Origin of the sequence: Pleurocapsa sp. PCC 7327, assembly GCF_000317025.1 — a bacterium.
Lineage (GTDB): Bacteria > Cyanobacteriota > Cyanobacteriia > Cyanobacteriales > Microcystaceae > Hydrococcus.
The window spans coordinates 3285530-3310401 of the sequence record NC_019689.1 but is presented as its reverse complement, the minus strand read 5'-3'; the positions used below and the strand labels follow the sequence as shown (position 1 = coordinate 3310401).

25 protein-coding genes are annotated in these 24872 nt (G+C 45.4%); 13 read left to right on the top strand and 12 right to left on the bottom strand.

What is annotated here, in order from left to right; all coding sequences use genetic code 11:
• Positions 1–87: 87 nt before the first annotated feature.
• Together PLE7327_RS14840 and PLE7327_RS14835 are read right to left on the bottom strand one after the other, a co-directional pair.
• Positions 88–1599, bottom strand: a complete 1512-nt coding sequence (locus PLE7327_RS14840; RefSeq protein WP_015144626.1) for an AAA family ATPase — start codon at positions 1597–1599, stop codon at positions 88–90.
• A gap of 70 nt (positions 1600–1669) precedes the next feature.
• Positions 1670–2020, bottom strand: a complete 351-nt coding sequence (locus PLE7327_RS14835) for a hypothetical protein (RefSeq protein WP_015144625.1) — start codon at positions 2018–2020, stop codon at positions 1670–1672.
• A gap of 226 nt (positions 2021–2246) precedes the next feature.
• Between PLE7327_RS14835 and cysE the strand changes: the two genes are divergently transcribed.
• Positions 2247–3017, top strand: coding sequence for a serine O-acetyltransferase (gene cysE, locus PLE7327_RS14830; protein WP_015144624.1), 771 nt, complete (start codon positions 2247–2249; stop codon positions 3015–3017).
• Positions 3018–3024: 7 nt separating this feature from the next.
• On the opposite strand, the gene PLE7327_RS14825 is transcribed toward cysE, so the two are convergent.
• The 3 genes from PLE7327_RS14825 to PLE7327_RS24460 all read right to left on the bottom strand — a co-directional run bounded on the left by PLE7327_RS14825 (position 3025) and on the right by PLE7327_RS24460 (position 4066).
• Positions 3025–3609, bottom strand: a complete 585-nt coding sequence (locus PLE7327_RS14825; RefSeq protein WP_015144623.1) for an Npun_F5749 family FMN-dependent PPOX-type flavoprotein — start codon at positions 3607–3609, stop codon at positions 3025–3027.
• Between the two features lie 77 nt (positions 3610–3686).
• Positions 3687–3845, bottom strand: a complete 159-nt coding sequence (gene rd / locus PLE7327_RS14820; protein ID WP_015144622.1) for a rubredoxin — start codon at positions 3843–3845, stop codon at positions 3687–3689.
• Between the two features lie 53 nt (positions 3846–3898).
• The gene (locus tag PLE7327_RS24460) at positions 3899–4066 is read right to left on the bottom strand and encodes a hypothetical protein (protein ID WP_015144621.1); all 168 of its coding nucleotides are present in this window, start codon (positions 4064–4066) and stop codon (positions 3899–3901) included.
• A gap of 566 nt (positions 4067–4632) precedes the next feature.
• Here PLE7327_RS24460 and bchL point away from each other — a divergent pair.
• The 4 genes from bchL (at position 4633) to PLE7327_RS14795 (ending at position 8288) form a co-directional block, all read left to right on the top strand.
• Positions 4633–5601, top strand: coding sequence for a ferredoxin:protochlorophyllide reductase (ATP-dependent) iron-sulfur ATP-binding protein (gene bchL, locus PLE7327_RS14810; protein WP_371265303.1), 969 nt, complete (start codon positions 4633–4635; stop codon positions 5599–5601).
• Between the two features lie 81 nt (positions 5602–5682).
• Positions 5683–7080, top strand: a complete 1398-nt coding sequence (locus PLE7327_RS14805) for a ferredoxin:protochlorophyllide reductase (ATP-dependent) subunit N (RefSeq protein WP_015144619.1) — start codon at positions 5683–5685, stop codon at positions 7078–7080.
• 230 nt (positions 7081–7310) lie between these two features.
• Positions 7311–7811: an orange carotenoid protein N-terminal domain-containing protein gene (locus PLE7327_RS14800; protein ID WP_015144618.1), complete on the top strand. Its 501-nt coding sequence runs from the start codon at positions 7311–7313 to the stop codon at positions 7809–7811.
• A gap of 81 nt (positions 7812–7892) precedes the next feature.
• Positions 7893–8288 carry a ketosteroid isomerase family protein gene (locus PLE7327_RS14795; RefSeq protein ID WP_041392187.1) on the top strand — a complete coding sequence of 132 codons (396 nt, stop codon included), beginning with the start codon at positions 7893–7895 and terminating at the stop codon, positions 8286–8288.
• Here the strand turns inward: PLE7327_RS14795 and PLE7327_RS14790 are convergent.
• A complete protein-coding gene (locus PLE7327_RS14790; RefSeq protein ID WP_015144616.1) occupies positions 8285–8728 on the bottom strand; it encodes a hypothetical protein in 444 nt (147 codons plus the stop codon). The two genes, PLE7327_RS14795 and PLE7327_RS14790, sit on opposite strands and share 4 nt — an antisense overlap.
• 256 nt (positions 8729–8984) lie before the next feature.
• Between PLE7327_RS14790 and rpe the strand changes: the two genes are divergently transcribed.
• From rpe to PLE7327_RS14775, 3 genes are all read left to right on the top strand, one after another.
• Positions 8985–9692: a ribulose-phosphate 3-epimerase gene (gene rpe, locus PLE7327_RS14785; protein ID WP_015144615.1), complete on the top strand. Its 708-nt coding sequence runs from the start codon at positions 8985–8987 to the stop codon at positions 9690–9692.
• Positions 9693–9801: 109 nt separating this feature from the next.
• Positions 9802–10932 (top strand): ABC transporter permease, encoded by a 1131-nt coding sequence (locus tag PLE7327_RS14780; protein ID WP_015144614.1) that lies wholly within the window; start codon positions 9802–9804, stop codon positions 10930–10932.
• A 174-nt stretch (positions 10933–11106) separates the two neighbouring features.
• Entirely contained in the window at positions 11107–11838 is a 732-nt protein-coding gene (locus PLE7327_RS14775; RefSeq protein ID WP_015144613.1) for an aquaporin, read from the top strand.
• A gap of 216 nt (positions 11839–12054) precedes the next feature.
• Here PLE7327_RS14775 and purQ read toward each other — a convergent pair whose 3' ends face one another.
• Both purQ and purS read right to left on the bottom strand, forming a co-directional pair.
• Positions 12055–12777 carry a phosphoribosylformylglycinamidine synthase subunit PurQ gene (gene purQ / locus PLE7327_RS14770; protein ID WP_015144612.1) on the bottom strand — a complete coding sequence of 241 codons (723 nt, stop codon included), beginning with the start codon at positions 12775–12777 and terminating at the stop codon, positions 12055–12057.
• A 3-nt stretch (positions 12778–12780) separates the two neighbouring features.
• Positions 12781–13059, bottom strand: a complete 279-nt coding sequence (purS, locus tag PLE7327_RS14765) for a phosphoribosylformylglycinamidine synthase subunit PurS (protein ID WP_015144611.1) — start codon at positions 13057–13059, stop codon at positions 12781–12783.
• Between the two features lie 136 nt (positions 13060–13195).
• On the opposite strand from purS, the gene PLE7327_RS14760 reads away from it, so the two are divergent.
• Together PLE7327_RS14760 and glgA are read left to right on the top strand one after the other, a co-directional pair.
• The gene (locus PLE7327_RS14760; RefSeq protein WP_015144610.1) at positions 13196–13588 is read left to right on the top strand and encodes a Fur family transcriptional regulator; all 393 of its coding nucleotides are present in this window, start codon (positions 13196–13198) and stop codon (positions 13586–13588) included.
• 105 nt (positions 13589–13693) lie between these two features.
• Positions 13694–15136, top strand: coding sequence for a glycogen synthase GlgA (gene glgA, locus PLE7327_RS14755; RefSeq protein WP_015144609.1), 1443 nt, complete (start codon positions 13694–13696; stop codon positions 15134–15136).
• Between the two features lie 39 nt (positions 15137–15175).
• Here the strand turns inward: glgA and PLE7327_RS14750 are convergent, their stop codons facing one another.
• Together PLE7327_RS14750 and PLE7327_RS14745 are read right to left on the bottom strand one after the other, a co-directional pair.
• Complete coding sequence (locus PLE7327_RS14750; protein ID WP_015144608.1) at positions 15176–16507, bottom strand: tetratricopeptide repeat protein; 1332 nt, start codon at positions 16505–16507, stop codon at positions 15176–15178.
• Positions 16508–16730: 223 nt separating this feature from the next.
• Complete coding sequence (locus PLE7327_RS14745; protein ID WP_015144607.1) at positions 16731–18158, bottom strand: NADP-dependent isocitrate dehydrogenase; 1428 nt, start codon at positions 18156–18158, stop codon at positions 16731–16733.
• A 279-nt stretch (positions 18159–18437) separates the two neighbouring features.
• Between PLE7327_RS14745 and PLE7327_RS14740 the strand changes: the two genes are divergently transcribed.
• The 3 genes from PLE7327_RS14740 (at position 18438) to PLE7327_RS14730 (ending at position 22558) form a co-directional block, all read left to right on the top strand.
• Complete coding sequence (locus PLE7327_RS14740; protein WP_015144606.1) at positions 18438–19169, top strand: GUN4 domain-containing protein; 732 nt, start codon at positions 18438–18440, stop codon at positions 19167–19169.
• Between the two features lie 354 nt (positions 19170–19523).
• Positions 19524–21053, top strand: a complete 1530-nt coding sequence (locus PLE7327_RS14735; RefSeq protein WP_015144605.1) for a GAF domain-containing sensor histidine kinase — start codon at positions 19524–19526, stop codon at positions 21051–21053.
• A gap of 86 nt (positions 21054–21139) precedes the next feature.
• Positions 21140–22558, top strand: a complete 1419-nt coding sequence (locus PLE7327_RS14730; RefSeq protein WP_015144604.1) for an IctB family putative bicarbonate transporter — start codon at positions 21140–21142, stop codon at positions 22556–22558.
• Between the two features lie 201 nt (positions 22559–22759).
• Here the strand turns inward: PLE7327_RS14730 and PLE7327_RS14725 are convergent, their stop codons facing one another.
• Together PLE7327_RS14725 and ribD are read right to left on the bottom strand one after the other, a co-directional pair.
• Positions 22760–23236 carry an NAD(P)H-quinone oxidoreductase subunit N gene (locus PLE7327_RS14725; RefSeq protein WP_015144603.1) on the bottom strand — a complete coding sequence of 159 codons (477 nt, stop codon included), beginning with the start codon at positions 23234–23236 and terminating at the stop codon, positions 22760–22762.
• Positions 23237–23407: 171 nt separating this feature from the next.
• The gene (ribD, locus tag PLE7327_RS14720) at positions 23408–24541 is read right to left on the bottom strand and encodes a bifunctional diaminohydroxyphosphoribosylaminopyrimidine deaminase/5-amino-6-(5-phosphoribosylamino)uracil reductase RibD (protein ID WP_015144602.1); all 1134 of its coding nucleotides are present in this window, start codon (positions 24539–24541) and stop codon (positions 23408–23410) included.
• Positions 24542–24872: the final 331 nt, after the last annotated feature.

The window sequence follows — 24872 nt, the reverse complement described above, 5'->3', positions numbered from 1 at the left end:
ACATTTGGATATTAGTAGGTAGAGCGGCTTTTAAATTTGCTAGCACTTAGCTAGCCTTTCCTCCCGTTGGGAACAGGAGAAAGCCTGTTAGAACTCCAATCGCTGATATTCGGCGACGGAGGCTGAGGCAGGTCGTGCCCGCTGTCTCGCCCAATCTCTGAGAGCGGTGACCTGCTCGGTCATGGTCCGGGACAGAGGTAGGGTGGATTTAATCGCAGCGATAATATCTAGCTGCGTAAACTCCCGGTCTTGAGCGAAGGCTTCGTACATCGCAGCGATTAGTGCCTGCTCGATCTCTGCACCGGAAAAACCATCAGAAACTTTAGCCAGTTGTTCGAGGTCGAAGCGAGAAATATCCGAACGACGTTTATTCAGGTGAATCTTAAAGATAGCTTGACGCTCCTCTGGCGTAGGAAGATCGACAAAGAAAATTTCATCGAAACGACCTTTGCGCAAAAATTCTCCCGGTAACCTTTCAACTCGGTTCGCTGTTGCCATAACGAAGACGGGAGAGGTTTTTTCTTGCATCCAGGTCAGGAAGGAGCCGAAGATACGACTAGAAGTTCCCCCATCGGAATCGGCAGAACCCGTACCACCTGCGAAGGCTTTGTCCAATTCATCGATGAAGAGGATGACTGGGGAAATGGATTCGGCAGTTTTCAGTGCATTGCGGAGATTGGCTTCCGAACGCCCTACCATCGAGCCATCATAAACTCGACCCATATCTAAACGCAGTAGCGGCAAGCCCCACAGACGAGATGTTGTCTTAGCTATCAGCGATTTTCCGCAACCGGGAACCCCCAGAATTAGCATTCCTTTTGGTTGGGGCAGTCCGTATTCTCTTGCTCGTTCTGTAAAGGCATCGGAACGCTGTTTGAGCCACTTTTTCAGTTCTTCCAAGCCGCCTACTGCATCGATGGTTTCGTCTTCTTCGATGTATTCTAGAATTCCGTTGCGGCGAATCTGTTGCTTTTTCTCAGAAAGAATGATGTCAACTTCTTCCTCCGTGAGGCGGCTGGCTTTTACATAAGCTTTCCGATAAACTTTCTCGGCTTCGTCTTTTGTTAAACCCAGAGCGGCTTTGAGAAGCTTTTCTCTAGCCTCTGTCGTGATGCGGCGATTTTTAGTCCGTTCGAGTTGTACGGACAGAACGCGATCGAGTTCGCTCAGGTCGGGTAAAGGATAGTCAACGACAACTGCATCCTTTTCTAGCTCAATGGGGATTTCTTGAATCGGCGACATGAGGATAATGATTTTTTCTGTCCCCTTAAAGCTTGCGATCGCATCTCTCAACCATCGATTGACAGCTGCCGAGGAAATAAAAGGATGCAAATCCTTGAAGATAAAAATACCGGGTTCTCTTTGGCGCACGACCCATTCAATTGCCGCTTCTGGGGAAACCGTGTTGTGCTGAGTGGTTTGTCGAGGCTGACCGTATTCGACGATTCCGTGGGTCACTGTCCATACAAAGACTCGCCGATGCTGAGTTTTCGTCTGTGCAATTCTAGCGATCGCTTGCTCGGCTCGTTCCTCTTCTGACGTGACGAGGTAAATCAGAGGGTATTGAGCTTGTATTAGTATGTTTAGCTCTTCTTTCATATTATCGACCTAAGTTTAGGTAAGTTTTCTTAGACGGTTAAACCTCTATGCTTCCAGCCTCTCTAACCTTTCAGCAAGGAACTAATTCTTCTTCCCCTTCTGACTTAGCTTGAGCGCGGACTGTCTCTTTGACTTCTATTGGGAACTCATCTGAGATAACGCCCGGTTGGTGTTTGAGGGAAACTAATTCCCCATCCCGCATTACCATTGCTGCTTTGCATTCGGGACAAACGTGAACTTGGTATGTTTTCCCGTGTACGGATGATTCTATTTCTTCTACCTTTTCTGGATACTTTAAATAGAATGCTATCGCTTTTTCTACTATCGCAGACATAGATTCATCATCTATCGCTGCTCTAATCTTTAACTGGCGATGTACTCCTGCGGGGATATATAGTGTGACTTTTTGCTTGTCTTGCATATCACTCTAATAGGTTTTACCCGGGTATACTTTAGTACGTTAGCGATTTTATTTTCTACTGTCAAGCTGGTAAGCTGTTTTGATGGCAAACTTGTAATATTTCTTAACAAAGGGCGGATGTCGAGGTTATCTCTTTCGACATGAATAAATCCTTATGTTAGTAAGTAAGCGAACAAATCCAGGTAAGATAGTCACAGAGCTATGTTGCTAAACGGGAAAACAAATCGTGTTAGTCTCACTCATTGCTGACTTCCGTATCATCTTCGAGCGAGATCCCGCTGCTCGTAACTGGTTGGAAGTGCTTTTTTGTTATCCGGGTCTACAAGCGCTGGTGTTTCATCGCGTCGCTCATTGGTTGCGTAATCTAGGCGTTCCTTTCATTCCTCGCTTAATCTCTCACCTAGCCCGTTTCTTGACAGGGATTGAAATTCATCCGGGGGCGCAAATTGGTCGGGGAGTGTTTATCGATCATGGAATGGGAGTAGTGATCGGAGAAACTGCGATCGTGGGAGATTATGCCTTAATCTATCAAGGAGTCACCCTGGGCGGCACTGGAAAGGAAAGCGGCAAACGCCACCCCACGCTAGGAGAAAACGTAGTCGTTGGGGCTGGTGCCAAAGTTCTCGGCAATATTCAAATTGGCAACAACGTTCGCATCGGTGCAGGTTCGGTCGTGTTGCGCGATGTGCCTTCTGACTGCACGGTAGTCGGCGTTCCGGGTCGCATTATCTATCGTTCTGGGGTTCGCGTCGATCCGCTAGAGCATGGCAATCTCCCCGACTCAGAAGCAATTGTTATTCGCGCTCTCGTCGATCGCATTGAGGCATTAGAGCAACAAATTGAAGAGCTACAGAAGTCGCAGTCGAGAACGGAGGCTTTAGTAGAATCGGCATCTATACAATCTGCTCGTTCAGAAAATTCGCGTCCGGTCGGTCAGTGCTGTTCTTTAAATGAAAAGCCGATCAGAGAATTTTTGGATGGAACGGTAGAGTTCTGAAATTGCTCTATGGATTTAGCGATCGCGCTATCCAGATTTGAGAATCATCTAAGTAATATTGCCAACGGTTTTGCGGTTCTCCTCGCAATTCGAGGTGTTCTACTCGTTCTGGAGCAAGCAGTAAAAGACAAAAGTTAGCCAATGGTTCGTTAGGCGAGGGAGGCGGCGGCGAAAAAGCCAATGCCTTCTCCACTCTCTTTTGTCCGGGATCTGGCCAAGCAAATTGCGATCGCGCTCCGTCGGATAGCTGCTGCCAAACCAGTCGGCGAGCTTTTTGCAAGCTTTCATTGGGATAATCTACCGTTACAACGGTTAGGTTACCTAGAAGGCGGAATTGTTCGCGAGTTTTTGTAAAATACCAACAAGCTTCTCCCCAGGGTCGCTCTCCGATCTGGGAAACTTTTTCGCTACGAGAGTCGGTTACAATTTGCAGTTGATTGCTTCCCTCCAGAAATCCCCGAAAGACAACAGTCCGGTTAGCTGGTCTTCCGTCTTTTCTAACGGTTGCTAATTGCAGGTAGCGCGAGTAAGGTTGAGAGCGGTTGAGATGTAAAGCGCGAGATAGGGGAGATCTCCAGGGAGCGAGTGACATGGATTGGTTATTAGTTGGTGGTTAATAGATAGTACGTAGTGTACCTACTAACCACCATCCACCAACCAATAACTGTTCTACGCTGCTTCAAACTCTTCTTTAGTAGCACCACAGACAGGACATACCCAGTCTTCCGGTAACTCTTCAAAAGGCGTTCCGGGTTCTATTCCATTATCGGGCTCGCCGACTTCTGGATCGTATTCGTAACCGCAAACCGAACAAATATATTTTCTCATAATCGCTCTCCTTGCTTTGCTAATTGCGATCGCCAGTCTTGCGATAGGCTAAATCAATAGCGCCAGGTTTTTGCGATCCCGTAAATGATGCCCGTCAGTATCGAAAGCGCGAATAAAAACAAAATAATGCCGCCAGGAATAAACGTCAGAATCCCCCATCCCCTCATTAGGTAGACAACAAGGGTGACTAATAAAGAAATGGCAAACAGATAACCAAGCACCGAGGTATTAGAAGAAGTATTTTTACTTATTTACTAGTTCAAGATCGCACTGCCAAGCGGAAACAAGCTGGAGCGAGACTTTAGCGATCGCTAACAGCGATTGTTTATATTCTCGCTTGCGAAGTCGATTAGAGCAAGAATTTTCTTTTGGCCGATCGTCGTTAGCGCCTAGGTCGAAAAAATTAATTATTTTTCATAAAAATCCAAAAGCTTAGATCCAAAAGGGACTTGAGAAGTGTCCTTGCAGATGCGATCGATAATTTTGATTGACTTAAATCTATCATCTTGTCAAGCCAATTCCTCAATCGAAAATCTCTCTGGGCTTTTTCAATCGAACTTCTAGCGTTTTAGTTACTGTTGTCAGATATTCGGCAACGATCTTTTTTGTTTATTGTTTTTATTTATTTAATTTAAAAACACAAAATTTTATTTATATAACTATAAAAGCTTATCAAGCTATTTTATAGATTTAATATCCAAAATAAATTTATTTAATTTTAAATAATCTTTTTTAATTCCTAAATTATTGAGATATGCTCTTTTCTTTGTACGTAATTTGGTCAATAATGCGATCGACGACCTTAATAAAGAAAACTGCTAATGCCCACAGGCAAAGCAGCCATAAGCAAACAAAATTTATTTGCTCGCATAGGAGAGGAAGAACCTTGACTTTAAAACTGGCAGTTTACGGAAAAGGCGGAATCGGCAAATCTACGACAAGCTGTAATATATCCGCTGCTCTCGCCAAGAGAGGCAAAAAAGTTCTCCAAATTGGTTGCGATCCCAAGCATGACAGCACTTTTACCCTGACTGGATTTTTAATTCCTACGATCGTTGACACTCTGCAAGAAAAAGACTTCCACTACGAAGATATTTGGCCCGAAGATGTTATCTACGATGGTTATGCAGGCGTTAAATGCGTAGAAGCAGGCGGTCCTCCGGCAGGTGCTGGTTGCGGCGGTTATGTCGTTGGCGAGACGGTGAAGCTACTTAAAGAATTAAATGCTTTTGACGAATTCGATGTCATTCTTTTTGACGTTCTCGGCGACGTAGTTTGCGGTGGTTTTGCTGCGCCACTGAATTATGCCGACTACTGCATCATCGTTACCGACAATGGTTTTGACGCACTCTTTGCTGCTAACCGCATCGCTGCGTCAGTACGCGAGAAAGCACGAACGCATCCACTTCGGTTAGCAGGTTTGATCGGCAACCGTACCTCCAAGCGCGACTTAATTGATAAGTACGTCTCTTACGTCCCGATGCCCGTCTTAGAAATTCTGCCATTAATTGAAGATATTCGCGTTTCCCGCGTTAAAGGTAAGACGCTGTTTGAAATGGCAGAAAGCGATCCTTGTCTCAACTACGTCTGCGACTACTATCTCAACATTGCGGATCAGCTTATAGCAAAACCTGAAGGGGTAGTTCCTCAAGACGCACAAGATAGGGAGTTGTTCTCCTTGCTGTCCGACTTTTACCTCAATCCTCAAAAACCGCAAGTAACTGTGGAAGAAGAATTAGATCTGATGATGGTTTAGTTATTCATTAGTCGTTAGTGGTTCAGTCGCTCTCTAGCAACTAACTACTAATAAAAGTTTATAAGTAAAGGAGACTCTTAAATGACCGCTACACAAGAACCAACCGCACTGACGTTTGAATGCGAAACTGGGAATTATCATACTTTTTGTCCGATTAGCTGCGTCGCTTGGCTTTATCAGAAAATTGAAGACAGCTTCTTTTTGGTTATCGGAACTAAAACTTGCGGTTACTTCCTGCAAAATGCTATGGGAGTCATGATTTTCGCAGAACCGCGCTATGCGATGGCGGAGTTGGAAGAAGGGGATATTTCCGCACAGTTAAACGATTATGAAGAATTAAAGCGGTTGTGCTTGCAAATTAAACGCGATCGCAATCCCAGTGTTATCGTCTGGATCGGAACTTGTACCACTGAAATCATCAAGATGGACTTAGAAGGCTTAGCACCCAAGTTAGAAGCAGAAATTGGCATTCCTATCGTCACTGCGCGTGCTAACGGTTTAGACTACGCCTTCACCCAAGGAGAAGACACCGTTTTGGCAGCAATGGTACACAAGTGTCCCAACAAAGCACCAGAAGCTGAAAAAGAAGATCGCAATGCCATTCAAAAACTACTGAACTTCGGTCGCAAGAAAGAAGAGGTTCGTGCCGAAGAATCCGAATACGCCGACCATCCCCCGCTCGTCCTGTTCGGTTCTTTGCCCGATCCCGTCGTTACCAACCTTACCCTAGAACTGAAAAAGCAAGGAATTAAAATTTCTGGTTGGTTGCCCTCTAAGCGTTATACCGAGTTACCGGTCATTGAAGAAGGCTACTACGTTTGCGGCGTAAATCCTTTTCTCTCTCGTACTGCTACCACCCTCATGCGCCGTCGCAAGTGCAAATTAATTGGCGCACCTTTCCCAATTGGTCCCGACGGCACTCGCGCCTGGATTGAGAAAATTTGCTCTGTCTTCAATATTCAGCCCAAGGGTTTGGAAGAACGGGAGGCCCAAATTTGGGAAAGCTTAGAAGATTATATCAAACTGATTCGCGGTAAGTCTGTCTTCTTCATGGGAGACAACCTATTGGAAATCTCCTTAGCACGCTTCCTCATTCGCTGCGGTATGACTTGCCTGGAAATTGGCATTCCCTACATGGACAAGCGCTATCAAGCAGGCGAATTGGCGCTGCTGGAGAAGACTTGTAAAGAAATGAGCGTTTCTATGCCCAAGATTGTTGAGAAGCCCGATAATTACAATCAGATCCAGCGCATTCAAGAACTTAAGCCCGATCTCGTCATTACGGGTATGGCTCATGCTAACCCATTAGAAGCTCGCGGGATCAATACCAAGTGGTCGGTAGAATTTACCTTCGCTCAGATTCATGGCTTTACCAATGCCCGCGATATTTTGGAGTTGGCAACTCGCCCGCTACGTCGCAATAACAACCTCAAAGAATTAGGATGGGATAAGTTAGTCAAGGAAGAAGCTAAAGTTTAAGTGCAACATTTAAAGCTTTTCTCCTTAATTTTAAGTAATGGGTAGGAGATTTTTTCTTCTACTCTTTATCTTTTTTTATGAGAAAATTCTCATCATTAAAATATTCTTATCAGATTTATTTGTAAAGTTTATTTGCAATTTATAAAAAAATTGTTACAAAATAGAAAGTAAGGAGGCGAGGCAAATCTAAAGCGTCTCCAGTCAACACTAGAAAACCTCCTAGATTAACTATGGTTTACACTCCAGCTTTTTCGGCAAATCTTCCGCTCAACACCCGGTTTGTTGACGTTCCCTCCACGACTGCTGGGTACCAGCGTCTGGGAGTAGACGACAAGTTAGGTTTACTTTGGTTTGCTTACACCCAAATGGGTCGCTCTATTACACCGGCCGCTCCCGGTGCTGCTCGCCTGCAATTCGCTGAAGGATTGCTCAATCAAATCAAGCAAATGTCCTATGACGAGCAATTGCAGGTAATGCGCGATCTAGTCAGAAAAGTCAGCACTCCGATTACCCGCTCCTACGGAGTTCTCAGCATCAATACCAAGCTGGCTTTCTGGTATCAGTTAGCCGAATTAATGAAAGAAGGTGTTGTCGTTCCCGTCCCTGCTAATTATCAGATGAGTCGCGAGGCTAGCGAAGTCCTCGCCGCGATTGAAAGATTAGACTTCAGCCAACAGATTACGGTTCTGCGCAATGCTGTTGCTGATATGGGAGTCGATCCTCTGGCATAAGATATATCCTTGAAATCTCTCCGATTAAGAGCAGGAATATTCCTGCTCTTATTGTTCAATAAAGGCTTGAGGAAATTTGATATGATATCTACTCGATTAACCATCAAAGGAATTACTGAGCCAGTTATTCTGAGCTATTTTGAAACTTTAAATGCAGGTGACTTTGAAGCGACGGCAAGCTCATTCGCCGCTGAAGGTGCCTTGTGTCCTCCTTTTGAATCCCCAATTGTCGGAAGAGAAGCGATCGCGAATTACCTAAAGACTGAAGCTCAAGGACTACAACTCTATCCCCTCAAAGGAATTGCTGAAGGATTAGAAGACGGACTGACGGAATTTCAAATCCAAGGCAAGGTACAAACACCTTTATTCGGGGTCAACGTTGCTTGGCAATTCATTGTTAATGCTGCTAAAGAAATTCTCTTAGTCGAGGTAAAATTATTAGCTTCTCTTGAAGAGCTAGCCCAACTGCGTCGTTAAGCTGAGGTATAGGCAGGTTGCTCGAAAGCTAAGGCTAGACGCTTGCGCCCCAGTTCAATCTCTTTGTGAGAGGGCAACCAGTCTTGATGGCTAGTCATTAATAGACTTTCAATACTCTCTTTATCAAACAAGTGCCAAGTAAGGGAACCTGCTACTTCACCTTCAATGGCGTAGCAGTTGCTGCTGATGCAGTGGAGAGTAAAACCACTGCCAGCAATGCGATCGACAGTCATGGATTCCTGGGGTTGAAGCGACCGGAATCGCGAGATAACTTCTCTCAATTCTTCAATCGATGACACAATTAGTCCTGGAATGGCAACTTGTAGTTGGCTGTCGCTATTGACAGAGATCCAGTAATGACGAGATGGGTCAATACCTTCCAACCAGAGACATTCATCATCTAAACGATAGCGGGGGGCGAGGATGAATTGCTGTGTCATTGTTTTAATGTAGGATGCGAGCTATATTGACTTTGCTTTCTAACATTTGTAATAGGAAGCAATAGGTAGTACAAGGCAATTTAATAAAAGTTAAAGTTATGGCGAGTATAAAGAAAATTTTGTACATACTTCTTTACAAATAGTCGATTGTTCCGTTTTATTCGGGATAATAAGCTACCTCTAACGAAATAGAGAAAAACCAAAGATTTTGTTAAAATCGATCCGAAAAAGAAGCCTAGAGAGAAGAACCCAAGCCATGACCCAAACCCGCTCCCGAAAACCGATTGTTATTGCCCCATCGATCCTATCGGCTGACTTCAGCCGCTTGGGAGAAGAAATAAAAGCCGTAGATGAAGCTGGCGCTGACTGGATTCACGTAGACGTAATGGACGGTCGCTTTGTTCCTAATATCACCATTGGTCCCTTGATTGTAGAAGCGATTCGTCCCTACACGAAAAAGCCGTTGGACGTTCATTTAATGATTGTGGAACCCGAAAAATATGTTGGCGATTTTGCCAAAGCTGGAGCGGACATTATTTCTGTCCATGCCGAACATAACGCTTCGCCTCACCTCCATCGCACGCTTAGCCAAATTCGGGAACTCGGCAAACAAGCCGGGGTAGTTCTCAATCCCTCTTCGCCGTTGGAACTAATTGAGTACGTTCTGCATTTGTGCGATTTAGTTCTGATTATGAGCGTTAACCCAGGATTCGGCGGTCAAAGCTTCATTCCCGAAGTGGTGCCCAAAATCCAAAAGCTGCGTCAGATGTGCGACGAAAAAGGACTCGATCCCTGGATTGAGGTAGATGGCGGACTAAAACCTGCTAATACTTGGCAAGTTTTAGAAGCAGGAGCTAACGCGATCGTAGCAGGTTCTGCCGTGTTCAATGCACCCGACTATGCGGCAGCAATCGAAGGCGTTCGCAACAGCAAGCGTCCTCAACCGGAATTAGCCAAAGTTTAAGCGATCGCGTGACACTATTATTGATACTTTAGAGATAGAGCGATCCAGATTCGGATCGCTCTTTTGTTTCTAATTTGAATTCAGACGAAATTTTTGATGGCGATTGCCCATGAACTTCATCAACAAAATCCTCAATAGCCGATTTTGGGCTTTGGCAATTAAAGAAATCAATCAAATTCTGAGGGATAAATCTTTAATTTTCTTCTTGCTATTTCCTCCGACAATTCAGTTATTAATTTATGGATTTGCCTTAAATCCAGACGTACAAAATCTTAAATTAGGAATCGTCGATTATGCTCAAACTAATGAGAGTCAAGAATTAGTTTTTGCCTTGACCGAAAAAACTGACAATATATTTATTGCCGATCGCTATTTCTTAAAGGAAGAAGAATTAAGCGAGCGAGTTAGAGAAGGAAAACTGACGGTAGGATTAGTTATTCCACCAGATTTTCAGCGCAAAATCTCTCAAGATAGAACGGCAGAAATCCAAGTTTTTATCGATGGCGTAGATGCAAATACGGCAGGAATTGCTAATGGTTATATCAATCAAATTATCGAACAATACAATCGAAACTTAGAAAGCGATCGCCCAGAACCTTTAGTCGATCTGCAAACCACTTTTCTTTACAATCCCGGACTGATTAGTAGCTGGTTTTTCGTACCGGGAATGATGGGTGTTATTTTTACTCTGATTAGTTCTCTGGTTTCTGCTGGAACAGTTGTTAGAGAAAAAGATAGCGGAACCTTAGAGCAATTGCTGATGACTCCTGCCGAAGCCTGGGAAATTTTATTGGCTAAAATTGTGCCATTATTTGTCCTTCTTATGGGAGATGTTCTTTTAGCTGTAGTCGTAGGAAGAGTTGTTTTTAGAGTTCCATTTCAAGGAAATTTTTTACTGTTTTTAGTTTTATCGGGATTATATATTTTTGTGGGAATTGGAATTGGGATTATGCTGGCAACGATTTCTCGCACCCAGCAACAAGCATTTCTCATCTCATTTTTTATTAATTTACCTTTAATTCAACTGTCAGGCGCGATCGCTCCTGTTGAAAGTATGCCGACTATTTTTCAATATTTGTCTTTTGTTAACCCCCTACGGCATTACGTGGCAATCGTGCGTGGAATTCTGTTAAAAGGTATTGGTTTAGGGGCACTCTGGCAACACGCGATCGTGCTTTTGTTTTTTGCTGTCATAATCTTATCAGTTAGTATCAGTCGCTTCCGCCGTCAATTAGTTTAAGTCCTTATCAGGAGTTTTTAATCTTTTTAAGAACTCGTCATAAAAACTTAAGAAAAATTAATAAATTGACACTTTTTTTTACTTAATCAAAATTAACTATATCTTTATAAGTAATTTGATATATTTCTGATATGATAAAATTTTTTTTTAGACCGCTAATAACAGACAAAAATTATGAAAAAGTACCTCGCAGAGTTTCTAGGAACTTTCACTCTAGTTCTTTTTGGTTGTGGTGCAGCCGTTCTCGCTGGCGACCGGATAGGCAGTTTAGGAATTGCTCTAGCCTTCGGTTTTGCTTTTACTGCCATGGCATATGGCATTGGTTCCCTTTCTGGCTGTCATCTCAATCCGGCTGTTAGCCTGGGAATGTATACTGCTGGCAGAATGACGGGTAAAGATTTGGGTTCCTATATCATCGCTCAACTGTTAGGCGCGATCGCAGGCGCTGCCGTGTTATTGCTAATTGCGACCGGACAGTTGGGAGGATACGATCTTGCAGCTAGAGGTCTCGGTCAGAATGGCTGGGGAGATAACTATGGAGGAGAATACAATATTGCAGCCGCGATCGTCTTTGAATTCATCGCCAGCCTGCTGTTTGTCATTGTCTTTTTAGGTGCCACCCAGGCAGGCGTTCCGACTGAATTGGCTGGAGTTGCGATCGGAATTGCCCTGACAGGATTTTATCTGGTTGGTCTGCCCTTGACGGGAGCTTCGCTCAATCCGGCACGGAGTCTGGGACCTGCTATTTTTGCAGGAGGAAGAGCTATTTCTCAGCTGTGGCTGTTCCTAGTCGTTCCCTCCATCGCAGGAATTGTTAGCGGCTGGCTGTACCGGAGTGGAATTTTAGCCAAAGAACACGTAAGACCCAGAGTGACCGAAGTACCAGAACAACAACCTATGACGTAAGGCATAATTATTCAAATCTCTTAAGATCGCTTCAGAAAAACTATCCTCAGTGGAAGTTCTCTCGAAGCGATCTTTAATTTTTAAATAGGTTGTGTTTTAGCGGCGACCAGTTCTCAGTTAGTGGTTAGTCGTTAGTAGGGGCGAGTTTATCTAAAAACGCTAGAGATTTACTAACCCTTAGTGGAAAACATCCGCCCGTACAGCAATAATTTATTTCTAATTGCGACTTCCGACTTCTAAGATTGCGGTTGGAGATTTGGCTGCCAACAACCCTTCAAACAGTTTCCGACCGTCTGTTGCGCCCAGAAGCGCATCTGAGGCTCTTTCTGGATGGGGCATCATTCCCAAAACATTGCCTTGTTCGTTGGTAATTCCGGCAATGTTATTCAAAGAACCATTGGGGTTGCCGATGTCGTTAATTTCTCCTGCTGGCGTGCAATAGCGAAACAGAACGCGATCGCTATCTTCTAACGCTTTTAGCGTCTCTTCATCGGCGTAATAACGACCTTCGCCGTGGGCAATCGGCAAGGTAATGACTTGTTTGGCACAATAAGCTTGAGTCCAGGGGAAATTAGTATTTTCGACTCGGATGGGAACGCGATCGCAGATAAAATGTAAATCTCGATTGCGGATTAGTGCTCCGGGTAAAAGACCTACTTCCGTTAGGATCTGAAAGCCGTTACAAATTCCCAAAACAAATTTGCCAGCCCTAGCATGTTCGACAACGCTTTTAATGACGGGAGAAAAACGCGCGATCGCACCGCAGCGTAAATAGTCGCCGTAGCTGAACCCTCCTGGCAGGACGACAACGTCTAAGTCAGAAAGATCGGTTTCTTGGTGCCAAACCATGCGAGTCGGTTGTGAGAGCAATCCTTCTGTCACCATTGCCACGTCGCGATCGCAGTTTGACCCCGGAAAGACAACAATCCCAAATTTCATAATTTATTCTACTGATGCTGGACTAGAAATCGGCGTTAACTCGAAGCGATAATTTTCAATAACTGGATTGGCCAGGAAGCGATCGCAAATTAAATCCAACTGTTCTAGCGCCCGTTCTTCATTTTCTGCACTTAGTGTCAGTTCTATATACTTACCAATTCTGACTCCTTCTACCCCTTCATAGCCTAACTGCTTGAGTCCGGATTCTACTGCCGTTCCCGCCGGATCGAGAACCGAAGGGCGAAGGGTTACATAAATGCGAGATTGAAATGTTTGAGACATCTATTCTGGCGATCGTTCCCTTAGTTACCAGTTACCAGTTTATTCGATCTATACTGCTTTAATGGCGACACGATAAAAACATGTATATTTCTAAAGACATTAAAATTAATAGCAAGTTGCAAATCCTAGATTGGTAATGAAAGCCCAACGCACCCGCTCTCAAGAGAGAATTTTTCGCCTTCTAAAAACTTTAAATCGTGCTATTTCGGCGCAGGAACTTTATATAGAACTGCGCAATCGAGAGCAAAATATGGGATTAGCCACAGTCTATCGTTCTCTAGAAGCCTTAAAACTTCAGGGTACGGTTCAGGTGCGAACGCTGGCAACCGGGGAATCGCTCTATAGCTTGGCACAACAAGACCAACATCATCTAACTTGCGTCAATTGTGGGCGATCGATTCCTATTAGTGAATGTCCCGTCCACGATTTAGAAAAAAAACTAGAAAAATCTCATCAGTTTAAAATCTACTATCATACTCTCGAATTTTTTGGCTTGTGTCACCAATGTCAGCCAATTGCCAGTAGTTAGCTTACTTAACAAATCTTTGTCTTCTATCTTTCGAGCTATCCTCCATCTTCCCTATCTCCCCTATAATCTCTAACTAACGAACTACTGAGGGAAAGCCAAGCGAATATGCGAATTTTATTTGTAGCTGCGGAAGCAGCCCCCATAGCCAAAGTGGGTGGAATGGGAGATGTAGTCGGCGCCCTACCCAAAGTCCTCAGAAAGCTAGGCTATGACGTGCGGATTTTTTTGCCTTACTATGGCTTTCTCGCCGATAAAATCGAGATTCCTAAAGAACCGATCTGGTGGGGATTTGCCATGTTTCAAGATTTTGCCGTCTATGAAACCACCCTACCCGATACCGACGTTCCCTTGTATTTATTCGGACATCCAGCGTTCGATCCTCGTCGTATCTATTCTGGAGAAGATGAATATTGGCGCTTCACGTTTTTCTCTAACGGTGCGGCAGAATTTGCCTGGAATTGTTGGAAACCGCAAGTCATTCACTGTCACGACTGGCACACGGGCATGATTCCGGTTTGGATGCATCAATCGCCCGATATCAGTACGGTTTTCACTATTCACAACCTCGCCTATCAGGGACCGTGGCGCGCTTTATTGGAACAAATTACTTGGTGTCCTTGGTACATGCAAGGCGATAATGTTATGGCAGCCGCTATTCAATACGCTAATCGCGTAACGACCGTTTCGCCTACCTATGCCCGTCAGATTCAAACGCCCAATTATGGGGAACAATTACACGGATTGCTATCATACATTAGCGGCAATTTAGTCGGAATACTCAACGGCATTGATACCGAAAGTTACGATCCGGCAACGGATAAATACATTCATCAAACCTATACCATCGATACTATCGAAAAACGGCTAGCCAATAAGATTTCCCTGCAAGAAGAAGTTGGACTAGAAGTGAACAAAAAAGCCTTTCTCATCGGCATGGTTACTCGCCTAGTGGAACAGAAAGGCATCGATCTAGTTCTGAATATTTTGGAGCGATTCATGGCGTATACGGACGCGCAAATCGTTATTCTAGGAACGGGCGATCGCTACTATGAATCGCAACTGTGGCAACTTGCCTCTCGCTTTCGAGGTCGCATGTCCGTGCAAATCCTCTATAACGACGTTCTAGCGCGACGAATTTATAGCGGTGCTGATGTCTTTCTCATGCCATCCCGCTTTGAACCCTGCGGGATCGGTCAGCTGTTAGCCCTGCGCTATGGCTGCGTTCCCATCATCAGACGCACGGGTGGCTTGGTCGATACCGTTTCTTTCCACGACCCCGAAAATGAGACGGGAACGGGCTATGCGTTCGATCGCTACGAACCGCTAGATCTATTTACCTGTATGGTACGTGCTTGGGAAGGCTTCCGCTATAAGAAGGAATGGCGGAAATTGCAACAACGAGGAATGCAGCAAGATTTTAGCTGGTATCGCTCGGCAGTAGAATACATCAAAGTTTACAAACAGATTACGGGACAACCGGGCGAGTTAAGCGAGGATGAAAAGGAAAAATTAGCGATGTTGACTAATTCAGCTCAAATTGCTAAGTAAAAAAAGAGAGGAGAATAGGCAAAGCCTATTCCCTTCAATTTATTTAAGAGCGCGCTGGGCGAGAGAGCGAACCTGAGCTTTTAAATCCTCAGTCGGAGCTATATTCTCGGCTTTCGCAAAAAGCGTTTTCGCTGTCGCTTCATCGCCTCGCTCGACGCGCAAAACGGCTTTTTTAATTAGTGCATCAAAATTATTGGCTTGTTGGGCGAGTACGCGATCGTAGACCTTTTCCTCCCGATCCTTATCCCCTTTGGCTGCATAAATATCAGCCAGAATGAAGTGCAAATCGAAGCTCTTAGTCGGCTGCTCGACGATCTTCTCCAATACAGGAATTGCTTTGTCCAACTGCTTTTGCTGTATATAGAGGTCGGCTAGATTGGTTAAAGCGGCAAAATTAGCGGGGTCTTTCTCTAGAATGCGCTCGTACTGCTGAGTCAATTGTTGTTCTGGCGTTTGCGCCGGACCGAACGCTCCATTGACGGCAAAGAACAAAGCAGCGCTGACTGCTAGCAAGCCGAGACTCGACATCAGCAGAAGCGGCACGAATTTGCGAGAACTCGCCACCGACGAGCGTTTGTTGGCAGGCACGCTTCGTTTTAAGCCACTCTCCAAGGGAATTTGTCCCTGAAACTGATGGGTTTTATTCAACTCCGAGAGCAGCCAGACGATGGAGGCGGATGCTCCCACTGCTTTTAATCTATACTGCCCTTGGTTGGAGACAATCGGGATTGCCGAATAAAACCTTTGATACTTTGCGTTGACGGCATCGAGGCGAGCAAGCAGCGGTTGCAAGTTTGCTTCGATTTGCAGTTGACTGATTGGACCGGGTTCGAGCAAATCGCATTGGGTAAAAATCAGCGCAAAGGGATAATCTAAGCCATGCTGGTTAACCAACGAAGCAATGGCAACTATCTGTTTGATTGGTTCCTCGATCGTCTCTAGGTATCTTGGATTGTGAACCAATGCCTTTCCATTAAAAAAGACACAGCAGCCATGGGAACTCAGAACCATTTTTTGAAAGTCGGGGTTCTGCAAGTTACAGGATTCGCCCGGAACGTCCCACCAGCGAAAATAGCAGCTCGTTTTTTCTTCCTGCCGCTGGCGATGTTTCAGAGCAAAGTTAAAATCCGTAATTTTCATCGTCGGCGGGGGATACTGACCCGTTCGCGCCACGTATTCCAGAATCCCTTCGATATTTTCTCTTCCCTGACTATCCCGAAACTCCAGCCACCAAAATTGAGAACCTTCTTTCTGCCGATTAGCTAACAGCTCCGTATAGCTGCCAGCGAGAAAAACTGTTTTGCCTACGCCCCGATGACCGATGCTCAGGAGATTAAATACTGGTATGTCAGACCGAGATCGCCTACTCATTTTTATAATTATAGCACGAATAGTAATAGTACAAAAATCTAAATTGAGATTTCACCATTGGTTTTATACCTAAGTAATACACGAATCTAACTTGGGATTCCGCAGTTAAATTTCTAAAATAGATCGTTCTGCGCGTCGAGGATATATTGAGAAGGATGCGGTTTTGCCAAGAGCGGGCAAAACCGAGAGCGTCTGTCCGAGATCCGGGGGGATTCGTGCGAGTTTAATCGTTGAAATGGTCGATAATAGCTTGGGCAAACTCAGAACATTTCAAGGGAGGGTCAACTGCGGGAATCATTAAGCGGGCGAGATCGTAAGTAACTTGTCGATTGGCGATCGCTCCCCCAATGCCTTTCTTAATCAAATCGGCGGCTTCCTGCCAGCCCATATACTCTAGCATCATCGCGCCAGAAAGAATTAGCGATCCTGGATTAATTCTATCGAGTCCCGCATGTTTGGGTGCCGTTCCGTGGGTGGCTTCAAAAATCGCGCAATTATCTCCAATATTGGCTCCCGGTCCCATGCCTAAGCCGCCAACAATAGCCGCCGCCGCATCGGAGAGGTAATCTCCGTTTAAGTTCATGGTCGCGAGGATGGAATATTCGTCCGGTCGGGTTTGGATTTGTTGGAAAATGCTATCGGCAATGCGATCGTTGACCATAATCTTGTCTTTCCACTGGCGATTGCCGTGAGTGTCCCAAATAGAATCGAGGACGGTTTTAACTTCCTCGATAATTTCTGCTCGTTTTTCCGTGGTCATGGCATCCAATCCCGGATCGATCGCGCGCGCATTTTCTTCGATGGAGAGGTCGGGATTTCTCTCCTTATTGCTTAAAATCCACGATTCGCGCTCCGTCACACAAACCTCTCTGAACTCGGTAGTTGCCAGTTCGTAACCCCAATCTCGAAAGGCTCCTTCGGTATATTTCATGATGTTGCCTTTGTGTACCAAGGTTACCATCTGTTTGTGTTTGGGAAGCCGCAAAGCATGTTCGATCGCGCGGCGCACCAAACGCTGAGAGCCAGTTTTACTGATTGGTTTAATGCCAATGCCCGAATCCATGGGAATTCGCTTTTTGCCGTGTTCTGGAGTTGCGGGAATTAGTTCTGTATTGAGATAGTGAATGAGTTTATCAGCTATTTCACTTCCCTGTTGCCATTCAATTCCCAAATAGATATCCTCGGTATTTTCCCGATAAATAATGACATCCAGTTTTTCTGGATGTAAGTGAGGAGAAGGCGTTCCTGTGTAGTAGCGACAGGGACGGACGCAAGCATAAAGGTCGAAAATTTGCCGCAGAGCTACATTGAGAGAACGAATGCCCCCGCCAATAGGAGTCGTCAAGGGACCTTTGATGGCGATGCCGTATTCTCTGATGGCAGTGAGACTATCTTCCGGCAAATATTGATAAGTTCCGTATTTCTCGCAGGCTTCATCGCCTACATAAATTTTGAACCAATTGATTTTGCGCTTGTCGTCGTAAGCTACTTTCACCGCTGCATCGATGACTTTCTGAGCAGCGGGCCAGATATCAACCCCAATTCCGTCGCCGCGAATGAAAGGAATGATGGGATCGTCGGGAACGATGGGTTTGCCGTCGGCAAAGGTAATGCGAGAACCAGTCGTGGGAGGGGCAATCTTTTCGTACATAAGCTTAACGTTTCAGATTTGAATACTCACCGATAACATAATTGTTTCCCCCGATCGCACTAAAAGCAGCGACTCGTTAGGCTTTTCTTAAGACTAAACCAGGTTTCATGACATTGCGATCGACTAGAAGAAGTCTAATATTCTATAACAGATGGCAGGGGATTGGGAGAGCGGGAGAGAGGAGAAATTACTAACGACTAACTAATGGCCGATCGCTGGTAACCGATCGCCGATCGGTGTTATTAGTATTAAAAGCACCAGTCAACAAGCGATCGTTTCATGAGCGACCAGCACAATTTCTCAGCTCAAAGCACCATCGACGATCTCGACCGATTAGCCAGCCAGCTTCAGTCAGAATCAGAGAAAAATCAACTCCAAATCGTTTCCCAACTCATCAATGGGGGCGATCGCGGTTTAACAGTCTTGATGGAGTTTTTACAATCCCGTCAGTCCAATCCCCTCGATCTGGCTGTGGGTAAAGCTTATCAAATTCTTTATCGAATTAATACCCCAAAAACTCAGGAATTTTTACAAACCTATTTTCCTGAAGGGCTAGTTCCCCTAAAATCCGATCGCGACATCGATTATCGACTGCTGCAACATTTACTCGCTCAGCAGGATTTTCAAGCCGCTGACAGCCTCACTCGACAAAAACTCTGCGAATTAGCAGGTGAAGCAGCCATCAAAAGAAAATGGACCTACTTTACCGAAGTCGAACAATTTCCCGCGCCAGATTTATATACGCTCAATTCCCTGTGGTGGGTTTACTCGGAAGGAAAATTTGGTTTTTCGGTACAGCGTCGGATTTGGTTGTCTGTCGGTAAAGATTTCTCAAAACTATGGCCAAGAATCGGCTGGAAAAAAGATAACAACTGGACTCAGTATCCCAACGAATTCATTTGGGATCTCAACGCGCCCCCAGGACACCTCCCCTTGCTAAATCAATTGCGTGGGGTACGAGCTACAGCATCGCTATTTTCTCATCCAGTTTGGTTGCAATGGAATAAGTAACCGATGATAGGGAAATCGGAGAGATATTGGCTTCTGTTTTCCAGTGCCTTCGGATTATTTTGACTAAAGTTCTCTTACAAAAAAAGAGCTTTTGTGCTCCTAAAAAAAATTTTTTCAAAAATTTCGCCTCTAGATGTTCGTTATGAACTCGCTTAGGGAATTTTAGGATTAGCAGAAAAGAAAATGTCTTCGTTGTCCGAGTCCTTACTGTCGGCGCGTGCTTGTTGCCGATGGGAAGTCAATTGGCAACCGAGGATTTCCCTGAGAAAAATTTCCAAAACCTAGCCGAGTGAGATTAATAAGAAATTAGTAAAGCAATGGCAAGAAGCAGTAGATTCGAGGGCGCGAGTCAGTATGAAGCATTCAACAAATAGGCTCTTTTGCCGTTTAGATGGTCTGACCCCAGAAGTGCGCGAACAACAACGGGTCGCGACCTTGAAAAGTTTAGGCTTACTGGAAGCAGGAGCGGTTCCAGTTTTCGATGAAGCGATTCAAACTGCTGCTCGCTTTCTCGAAGTGCCAATTTGTGTTCTCAGCTTAATGGTAAGCGATCGCATCTGGTTCAAGTCAGCCGTTGGCTTATCGAGTCTCGGATTGATGAATGAGTTAGCATCCACTCGAACGCTCCCGAAAGAGGAAGCTTTCTGCACTTATGTCGCCGATAGTCAGCAAAATTTGGTCGCCAACGATATTCTGAGCGAGCCAGTGCTTGCCAACAGCATTCTGGCGCAACATTACGGGATTCGAGCCTATTTGGGGACTCCCCTGATTACTGCGGAAGGACAATGTATCGGCGCGCTCGCCGTCATGGATTTAGTGCCGCGACAGTTCTCGACCAGAGACATAGAATTTTTGGCGCTGAGCGCTCGCTGGTGCTTGAGAGAATTTGAACGCGAGCATCTGCTTAAAAGACAGCCCTCTCAAGCTCAAGTTAAGCAATGGCTATCTCTGGAGCGACAGTCAGAAGCCGCACGCTTGGAAGTGGCGAACGACTCGAAAAAAGAAACCGTTAATGCTGCTAGCATCCTCACATCTACCCATGCCATTAAGCTCAAATTGCTCGGTCAACTCACTGAGGCACTCCGAACCCCGCTTACTTCCGTGATTGGGATGGCAAGCGTTTTGATTGACGAAGTTTTCGGTGCTTTGACCAATAAGCAAAAAGAATACCTGCAAATCATCCACAATAGCGGGCAGCAGATCAACACGTTGGTCAATGAGATTCTCAAACTAGGAGTCGTCGAAGAGAACGCCGCGCAACTCAAGGTAGCTCCCGTCAATGTAGAAATGCTTTGCCAGCAGGTCATCAACAGCTTAACCGAAGTCGCCAAACAAAAACGTCAAGAACTTCGCTTGTCGATCGAACCGGGAAGACGTATTTGGTCTTTAGATAAAGATAAGGTTCAGCAAGCTCTCTACTTTCTGGTCGCTAGCATCATTGAATCTTCCGAAGCCGGAAGCGAAGTTCGGATTCACTTCTCCCGCAGAAGCGAAACTCTTAATATCGCGGTTTGGGTTTCTCATCCGTGGTTGGGCGATGGCTTACCGCAGGTAAAACTGCCCGCTTTACCCGGTGTTAATGGCGTTTCTGCGGCAGATGAAACTTTCTCGGCGATCGCACAGTCTTCTAAGATTGATTGTCAACTGAGCGATCGCGTTTCAATCGCGCATCTGGAGGAATCCGCTCTCAAGCAAGTCAAGGAAAGCGTACAAAATGGCGATAATGATAATCCCCAAAAATTCTTGGGATTGATTCTCGGCTGTCATCTAGTCGAAAGCCATGGGGGTAAAATCGCCATCCAAGGTTCGCCTGAATCGGGTTATCGCTATATATTGATGTTGCCGAAAATTTCGACACAGGAAAATGAGTTAGATAATTCCTAGCTCTCCATGACTTGAAGTTAGCAAGATGGTGTTAGTGTAGGTTCAGTTGATGGCTATAGAAACGAACTGATACCTAAACTCAATAGATGAATTCTGTTTGGCAACGACTGACACTTTCGGATTTACCCATCTCCCAATGGAGAGTAGCAAGCTATTTCTATCGTCTAGTGGGTGTCTTGGGGCAATGGCGCAAGGGTAGCTGGCTGCTACAATGGGCAGATTCCCTTGGTGCCGTGTTAGTCAGTCTCGTATTAGTTTTGGCTCCCTTCGTCTCCAATCCTCTAATTGGAGTTCTGCTAGTTGCGGCTGGCGCATATTGGGTGCTGTTAACGCTCTCGGAAAATGGCAAACCAGGAATTACGCCAATTCATTTGTTAGTGTTGCTGTATTGGGGAATTGCAGCAGTAGCGGTCGCTTTCTCTCCTGTCAAGGCTCAGGCTTTTTCGGGTTGGCTCAAGCTGACGCTATATTTGCTGATGTTTGCACTCTCAGCTAGAGTGTTGCGATCGCCGCGACTAACCTCTTGGATTACGACTATTTTTCTCCTCGTCGCCCTAGTAGTTAGTATCTACGGAGTTCGGCAGCAATTTTTTGGAGCAGAACAGTTGGCAACCTGGAACGATCCAACTGCTCCGTTTGCTGACGATCCGAGAGTTTATAGCTATCTCGGCAATCCTAACCTGCTCGCTAGCTATCTCCTACCCGCGATCGCTTTGAGCGCAGCAGCTATCTTTGCTTGGCAAGGATGGTTGCCAAAAGCCCTAGCTGCAACGATGTTTATTGTCAATTCTGCCTGTTTGTATTTCACTGACAGTCGCGGCGGCTGGATTGGCATGGTGTTTCTGATCGCGGCATTTTTGCTGCTGCTATACGTTTGGTTTAGAAACCGCTTTTCTCCATTCTGGCGAATATGGTTGCTGCCAATAGTGTTTGGCACTTTAGCAGCATTGCTGTTCGTAGCCTTCCTATTTGTAGAACCATTGCGTTTTAGGGTTTTGAGTATTTTTGCCGGGCGACAGGACAGCAGTAACAATGTTCGTCTCAATGTTTGGCTAGCTGCTATCGATATGATCCGCGATCGCCCCATTATCGGCATCGGACCTGGTAACGAGGCATTTAATAGAATTTATCCCTTGTATATGCGGACTCGCTACAGCGCTTTGAGTGCTTATTCCGTTTTTCTCGATACAGCCGTAGAAACTGGGTTAATCGGGTTGAGCTGTCTGTTTTGGTTAATTGCGGTGACGGTCGATCGCGGAGTTTCTCAAATTCGACGTTTGCGAGCCAAAGGCGATCCTCAAGGATTTTGGCTAATAGGCGCGATCGCGGGCATGGTAGGCATCCTGGCTCATGGGGCTGTCGATACCGTTTTTCATCGCCCTGAAGTTAATACGCTTTGGTGGTTGATGGTAGCAATTATTGCTGGCAAATTGGCAGCAGAAACAGAAGATGGCGCGGGAGAAGTCAAGGAAGTAGAAGAAGAATATGAGGGAATAAAGGGATAAGGAAGATAAGGAGACGGAGAGTGTAGGGAGTGTGGGGAGACAAGGGAGAAATAATCCAAAATCCGCCGTTCTCCTTGAAGAGATTCAAGGAGCGTGCGGCGGCTTCGCCAAAATCGAAAATCCTTTCATCGAATGATCGATGACTAATGACAAAGAACAAACGACATAGTCACTGGATAGTCACTGGTCGCTGATAACTATTTAAGCCGCTGCTACGGTTTCTAGAAGAGGCTTCCAACTGAAAGCGCGATCGCCGCCTCTTTCTAGTACTATCTTAAGGCGGGGGTCTTGTTTGGGCAGGTTGGCTAAATATTCTACTTCGGCACGGGATAAAATATGCCCTTCAATAATCCACAAAACTAAGCCCTTAGACTTGGGCGGTAGGGTTTCAAGTTGGTAGCTGGCAATCGGCGGAACGTAGTAAATCAGACCGACGGCGGCTTCTCTACCGATAGTTTTTTTGCCCAGGTGAGGCGGACGAACGCCATGTACGCCCGTTAAATAGGTTCCTACATCTCCCAGTCCTCTAGCCGTTATAGATAGCGTTACGTAGCCTGCAGCCCGCAGTCGCCGTTGATAGCGTCCTTCAAATCCTCCTTCTAGTGGAACGTAAACCCCCAATGCGCCTGACTTTTCTAAATCGCGGATAAATGCTTTGCCCGTGGTAATAAGTGCCATATCTACAGGTGAATAAAGTTAAACTCAATATTGGCTGAGACTATTATTAGAAACCGAGCTGGTTTCTGAGACTAATGCAAATGGGTTGATTCAGGAAGTAGACGAAATTATTAAAATCCTATCAACCATAATTGTAAAAAACAAGAAAAAAATTGCTTAACTTTTTGAACTTTAAACTTTGAAATTTGAACTTGATAAATATCCTTCAATGAGAAAGTCAGATGCGATGGCCCTCATGGTCACTCTCTCCAATTGCAGCGCCTCAGTCATCCGTTCTAGTCCCAAATCTCCTACTGGAGAAGGGGCTGTCTGACCGCCGATAATTTTGGGGGCAATAAATGCCATGATTTTCTGAATGGTCTGTTGAGCGATCGCTTCGGCTGCTAGAGTCCCGCCGCACTCCCAAAGAACGCTCGATAGGCCGCGATCGTAGAGATGCTTCGCGACTGATAAAGGCGATAGCAACTCCATCTCCACTATCTCAACTCCCTTGGTTAATAACTGTTTTTGCAGTTCTGGGTTACTTCCCACCTCTGTAAAGATTAGGGTAGCAGCCTCGTCAGTATTCCAGAGATTGGCTTGTTCGGGTAAATTAAGACGACGGCTCATGACCACCCGCAAGGGATTGTGAGAAGCGACTTGATGAGTCGTCAGATGAGGATTATCTTGGCGGACTGTATTGCCCCCGACAATCACTGCATCGCACGCGGAGCGCACTTGATACACCAAATGGCGAGATTCTTTGCCTGTCACCCAAGCACTGTGTCCCGTCGTTGCTGCAATTTTGCCATCCAGGGTCATGGCGTATTTCAAGATTCCAAATGGTCTTTTGTAGAGCGTTCGATGCACAAATGCTTCGTTTAATTGGCGACAGGCTTCCTCTTCGACTCCTGCGATGACCTCAATTCCCGCACGCTTAAGCCGTTCGATGCCGCCGCCAGCAACGCGGGGATCGGGATCGACCATACCGACAACGACTTTTGCTACGCCAGCCGCTATCAGCGCTTCGGTACAGGGAGGGGTGCGTCCGTGGTGATTGCACGGTTCTAAGTTGACGTAAATCGTCGCGCCTTTGGCAAGTTCTTTTGCTTCTCGTAGGGCAAACACTTCCGCGTGAGGTTGACCGGCTTTAGGGTGAAATCCTTTGCCGACAATTTTGCCATCTCGGACGATTATCGCACCGACCATAGGATTGGGAGATGTTTTCCCGATGGCTTTACGGGCAAGTTGCAGACATTGCCGCATCATCTGGCGATCGAAGGAGTTTCCAATAGCGGGCGACTGAAAGTTTGATTGATAGCTCATCGAACAGGTTGTTTGTTTGAGGTAGACTGTTAATTTTTTTTAAGAAAAACTCTCTGACCTTATAAATATTTGGTGAAAATATTAAGTATTTAAATTGCACGGGCAAGGGGCAAAAAATTGGGTTAATTTCCTTGTTTAAGTCTATTTTGCTCTGTATCGGTTTAGATTTAATAGACAAATTGAAGTGCCTAACGATTGTAATGCGCTTGGAGTCAGCAGGAGCGATCGCAAAAGCTTTAAATTTCCAAGAGGAAATTGTATTGAAAGATACAGAAAGTAACCCTGAAAACAATCAAAAATTTGAGAATTTCGATGCTCAATCGAAGCAACC

Excerpts from the sequence above, each read along its gene's own strand:
- PLE7327_RS14735 (WP_015144605.1), top strand. The coding sequence starts at position 19,524 with ATGAAGCATTCAACAAATAGGCTCTTTTGCCGTTTAGATGGTCTGACC.
- PLE7327_RS14800 (WP_015144618.1), top strand. The coding sequence starts at position 7,311 with ATGGTTTACACTCCAGCTTTTTCGGCAAATCTTCCGCTCAACACCCGG.
- PLE7327_RS14795 (WP_041392187.1), top strand. The coding sequence starts at position 7,893 with ATGATATCTACTCGATTAACCATCAAAGGAATTACTGAGCCAGTTATT.
- PLE7327_RS14805 (WP_015144619.1), top strand. The coding sequence starts at position 5,683 with ATGACCGCTACACAAGAACCAACCGCACTGACGTTTGAATGCGAAACT.
- PLE7327_RS14745 (WP_015144607.1), bottom strand. The coding sequence starts at position 18,158 with ATGTACGAAAAGATTGCCCCTCCCACGACTGGTTCTCGCATTACCTTT.
- PLE7327_RS14725 (WP_015144603.1), bottom strand. The coding sequence starts at position 23,236 with ATGGCACTTATTACCACGGGCAAAGCATTTATCCGCGATTTAGAAAAG.
- PLE7327_RS14760 (WP_015144610.1), top strand. The coding sequence starts at position 13,196 with ATGAAAGCCCAACGCACCCGCTCTCAAGAGAGAATTTTTCGCCTTCTA.
- PLE7327_RS14780 (WP_015144614.1), top strand. The coding sequence starts at position 9,802 with ATGAACTTCATCAACAAAATCCTCAATAGCCGATTTTGGGCTTTGGCA.
- PLE7327_RS14790 (WP_015144616.1), bottom strand. The coding sequence starts at position 8,728 with ATGACACAGCAATTCATCCTCGCCCCCCGCTATCGTTTAGATGATGAA.
- PLE7327_RS14840 (WP_015144626.1), bottom strand. The coding sequence starts at position 1,599 with ATGAAAGAAGAGCTAAACATACTAATACAAGCTCAATACCCTCTGATT.
- PLE7327_RS14775 (WP_015144613.1), top strand. The coding sequence starts at position 11,107 with ATGAAAAAGTACCTCGCAGAGTTTCTAGGAACTTTCACTCTAGTTCTT.
- rd (WP_015144622.1), bottom strand. The coding sequence starts at position 3,845 with ATGAGAAAATATATTTGTTCGGTTTGCGGTTACGAATACGATCCAGAA.
- PLE7327_RS14740 (WP_015144606.1), top strand. The coding sequence starts at position 18,438 with ATGAGCGACCAGCACAATTTCTCAGCTCAAAGCACCATCGACGATCTC.
- purS (WP_015144611.1), bottom strand. The coding sequence starts at position 13,059 with ATGTCTCAAACATTTCAATCTCGCATTTATGTAACCCTTCGCCCTTCG.
- PLE7327_RS14750 (WP_015144608.1), bottom strand. The coding sequence starts at position 16,507 with ATGAGTAGGCGATCTCGGTCTGACATACCAGTATTTAATCTCCTGAGC.
- glgA (WP_015144609.1), top strand. The coding sequence starts at position 13,694 with ATGCGAATTTTATTTGTAGCTGCGGAAGCAGCCCCCATAGCCAAAGTG.
- bchL (WP_371265303.1), top strand. The coding sequence starts at position 4,633 with ATGCGATCGACGACCTTAATAAAGAAAACTGCTAATGCCCACAGGCAA.
- ribD (WP_015144602.1), bottom strand. The coding sequence starts at position 24,541 with ATGAGCTATCAATCAAACTTTCAGTCGCCCGCTATTGGAAACTCCTTC.
- PLE7327_RS14835 (WP_015144625.1), bottom strand. The coding sequence starts at position 2,020 with ATGCAAGACAAGCAAAAAGTCACACTATATATCCCCGCAGGAGTACAT.
- PLE7327_RS14730 (WP_015144604.1), top strand. The coding sequence starts at position 21,140 with ATGAATTCTGTTTGGCAACGACTGACACTTTCGGATTTACCCATCTCC.
- rpe (WP_015144615.1), top strand. The coding sequence starts at position 8,985 with ATGACCCAAACCCGCTCCCGAAAACCGATTGTTATTGCCCCATCGATC.
- PLE7327_RS14825 (WP_015144623.1), bottom strand. The coding sequence starts at position 3,609 with ATGTCACTCGCTCCCTGGAGATCTCCCCTATCTCGCGCTTTACATCTC.
- purQ (WP_015144612.1), bottom strand. The coding sequence starts at position 12,777 with ATGAAATTTGGGATTGTTGTCTTTCCGGGGTCAAACTGCGATCGCGAC.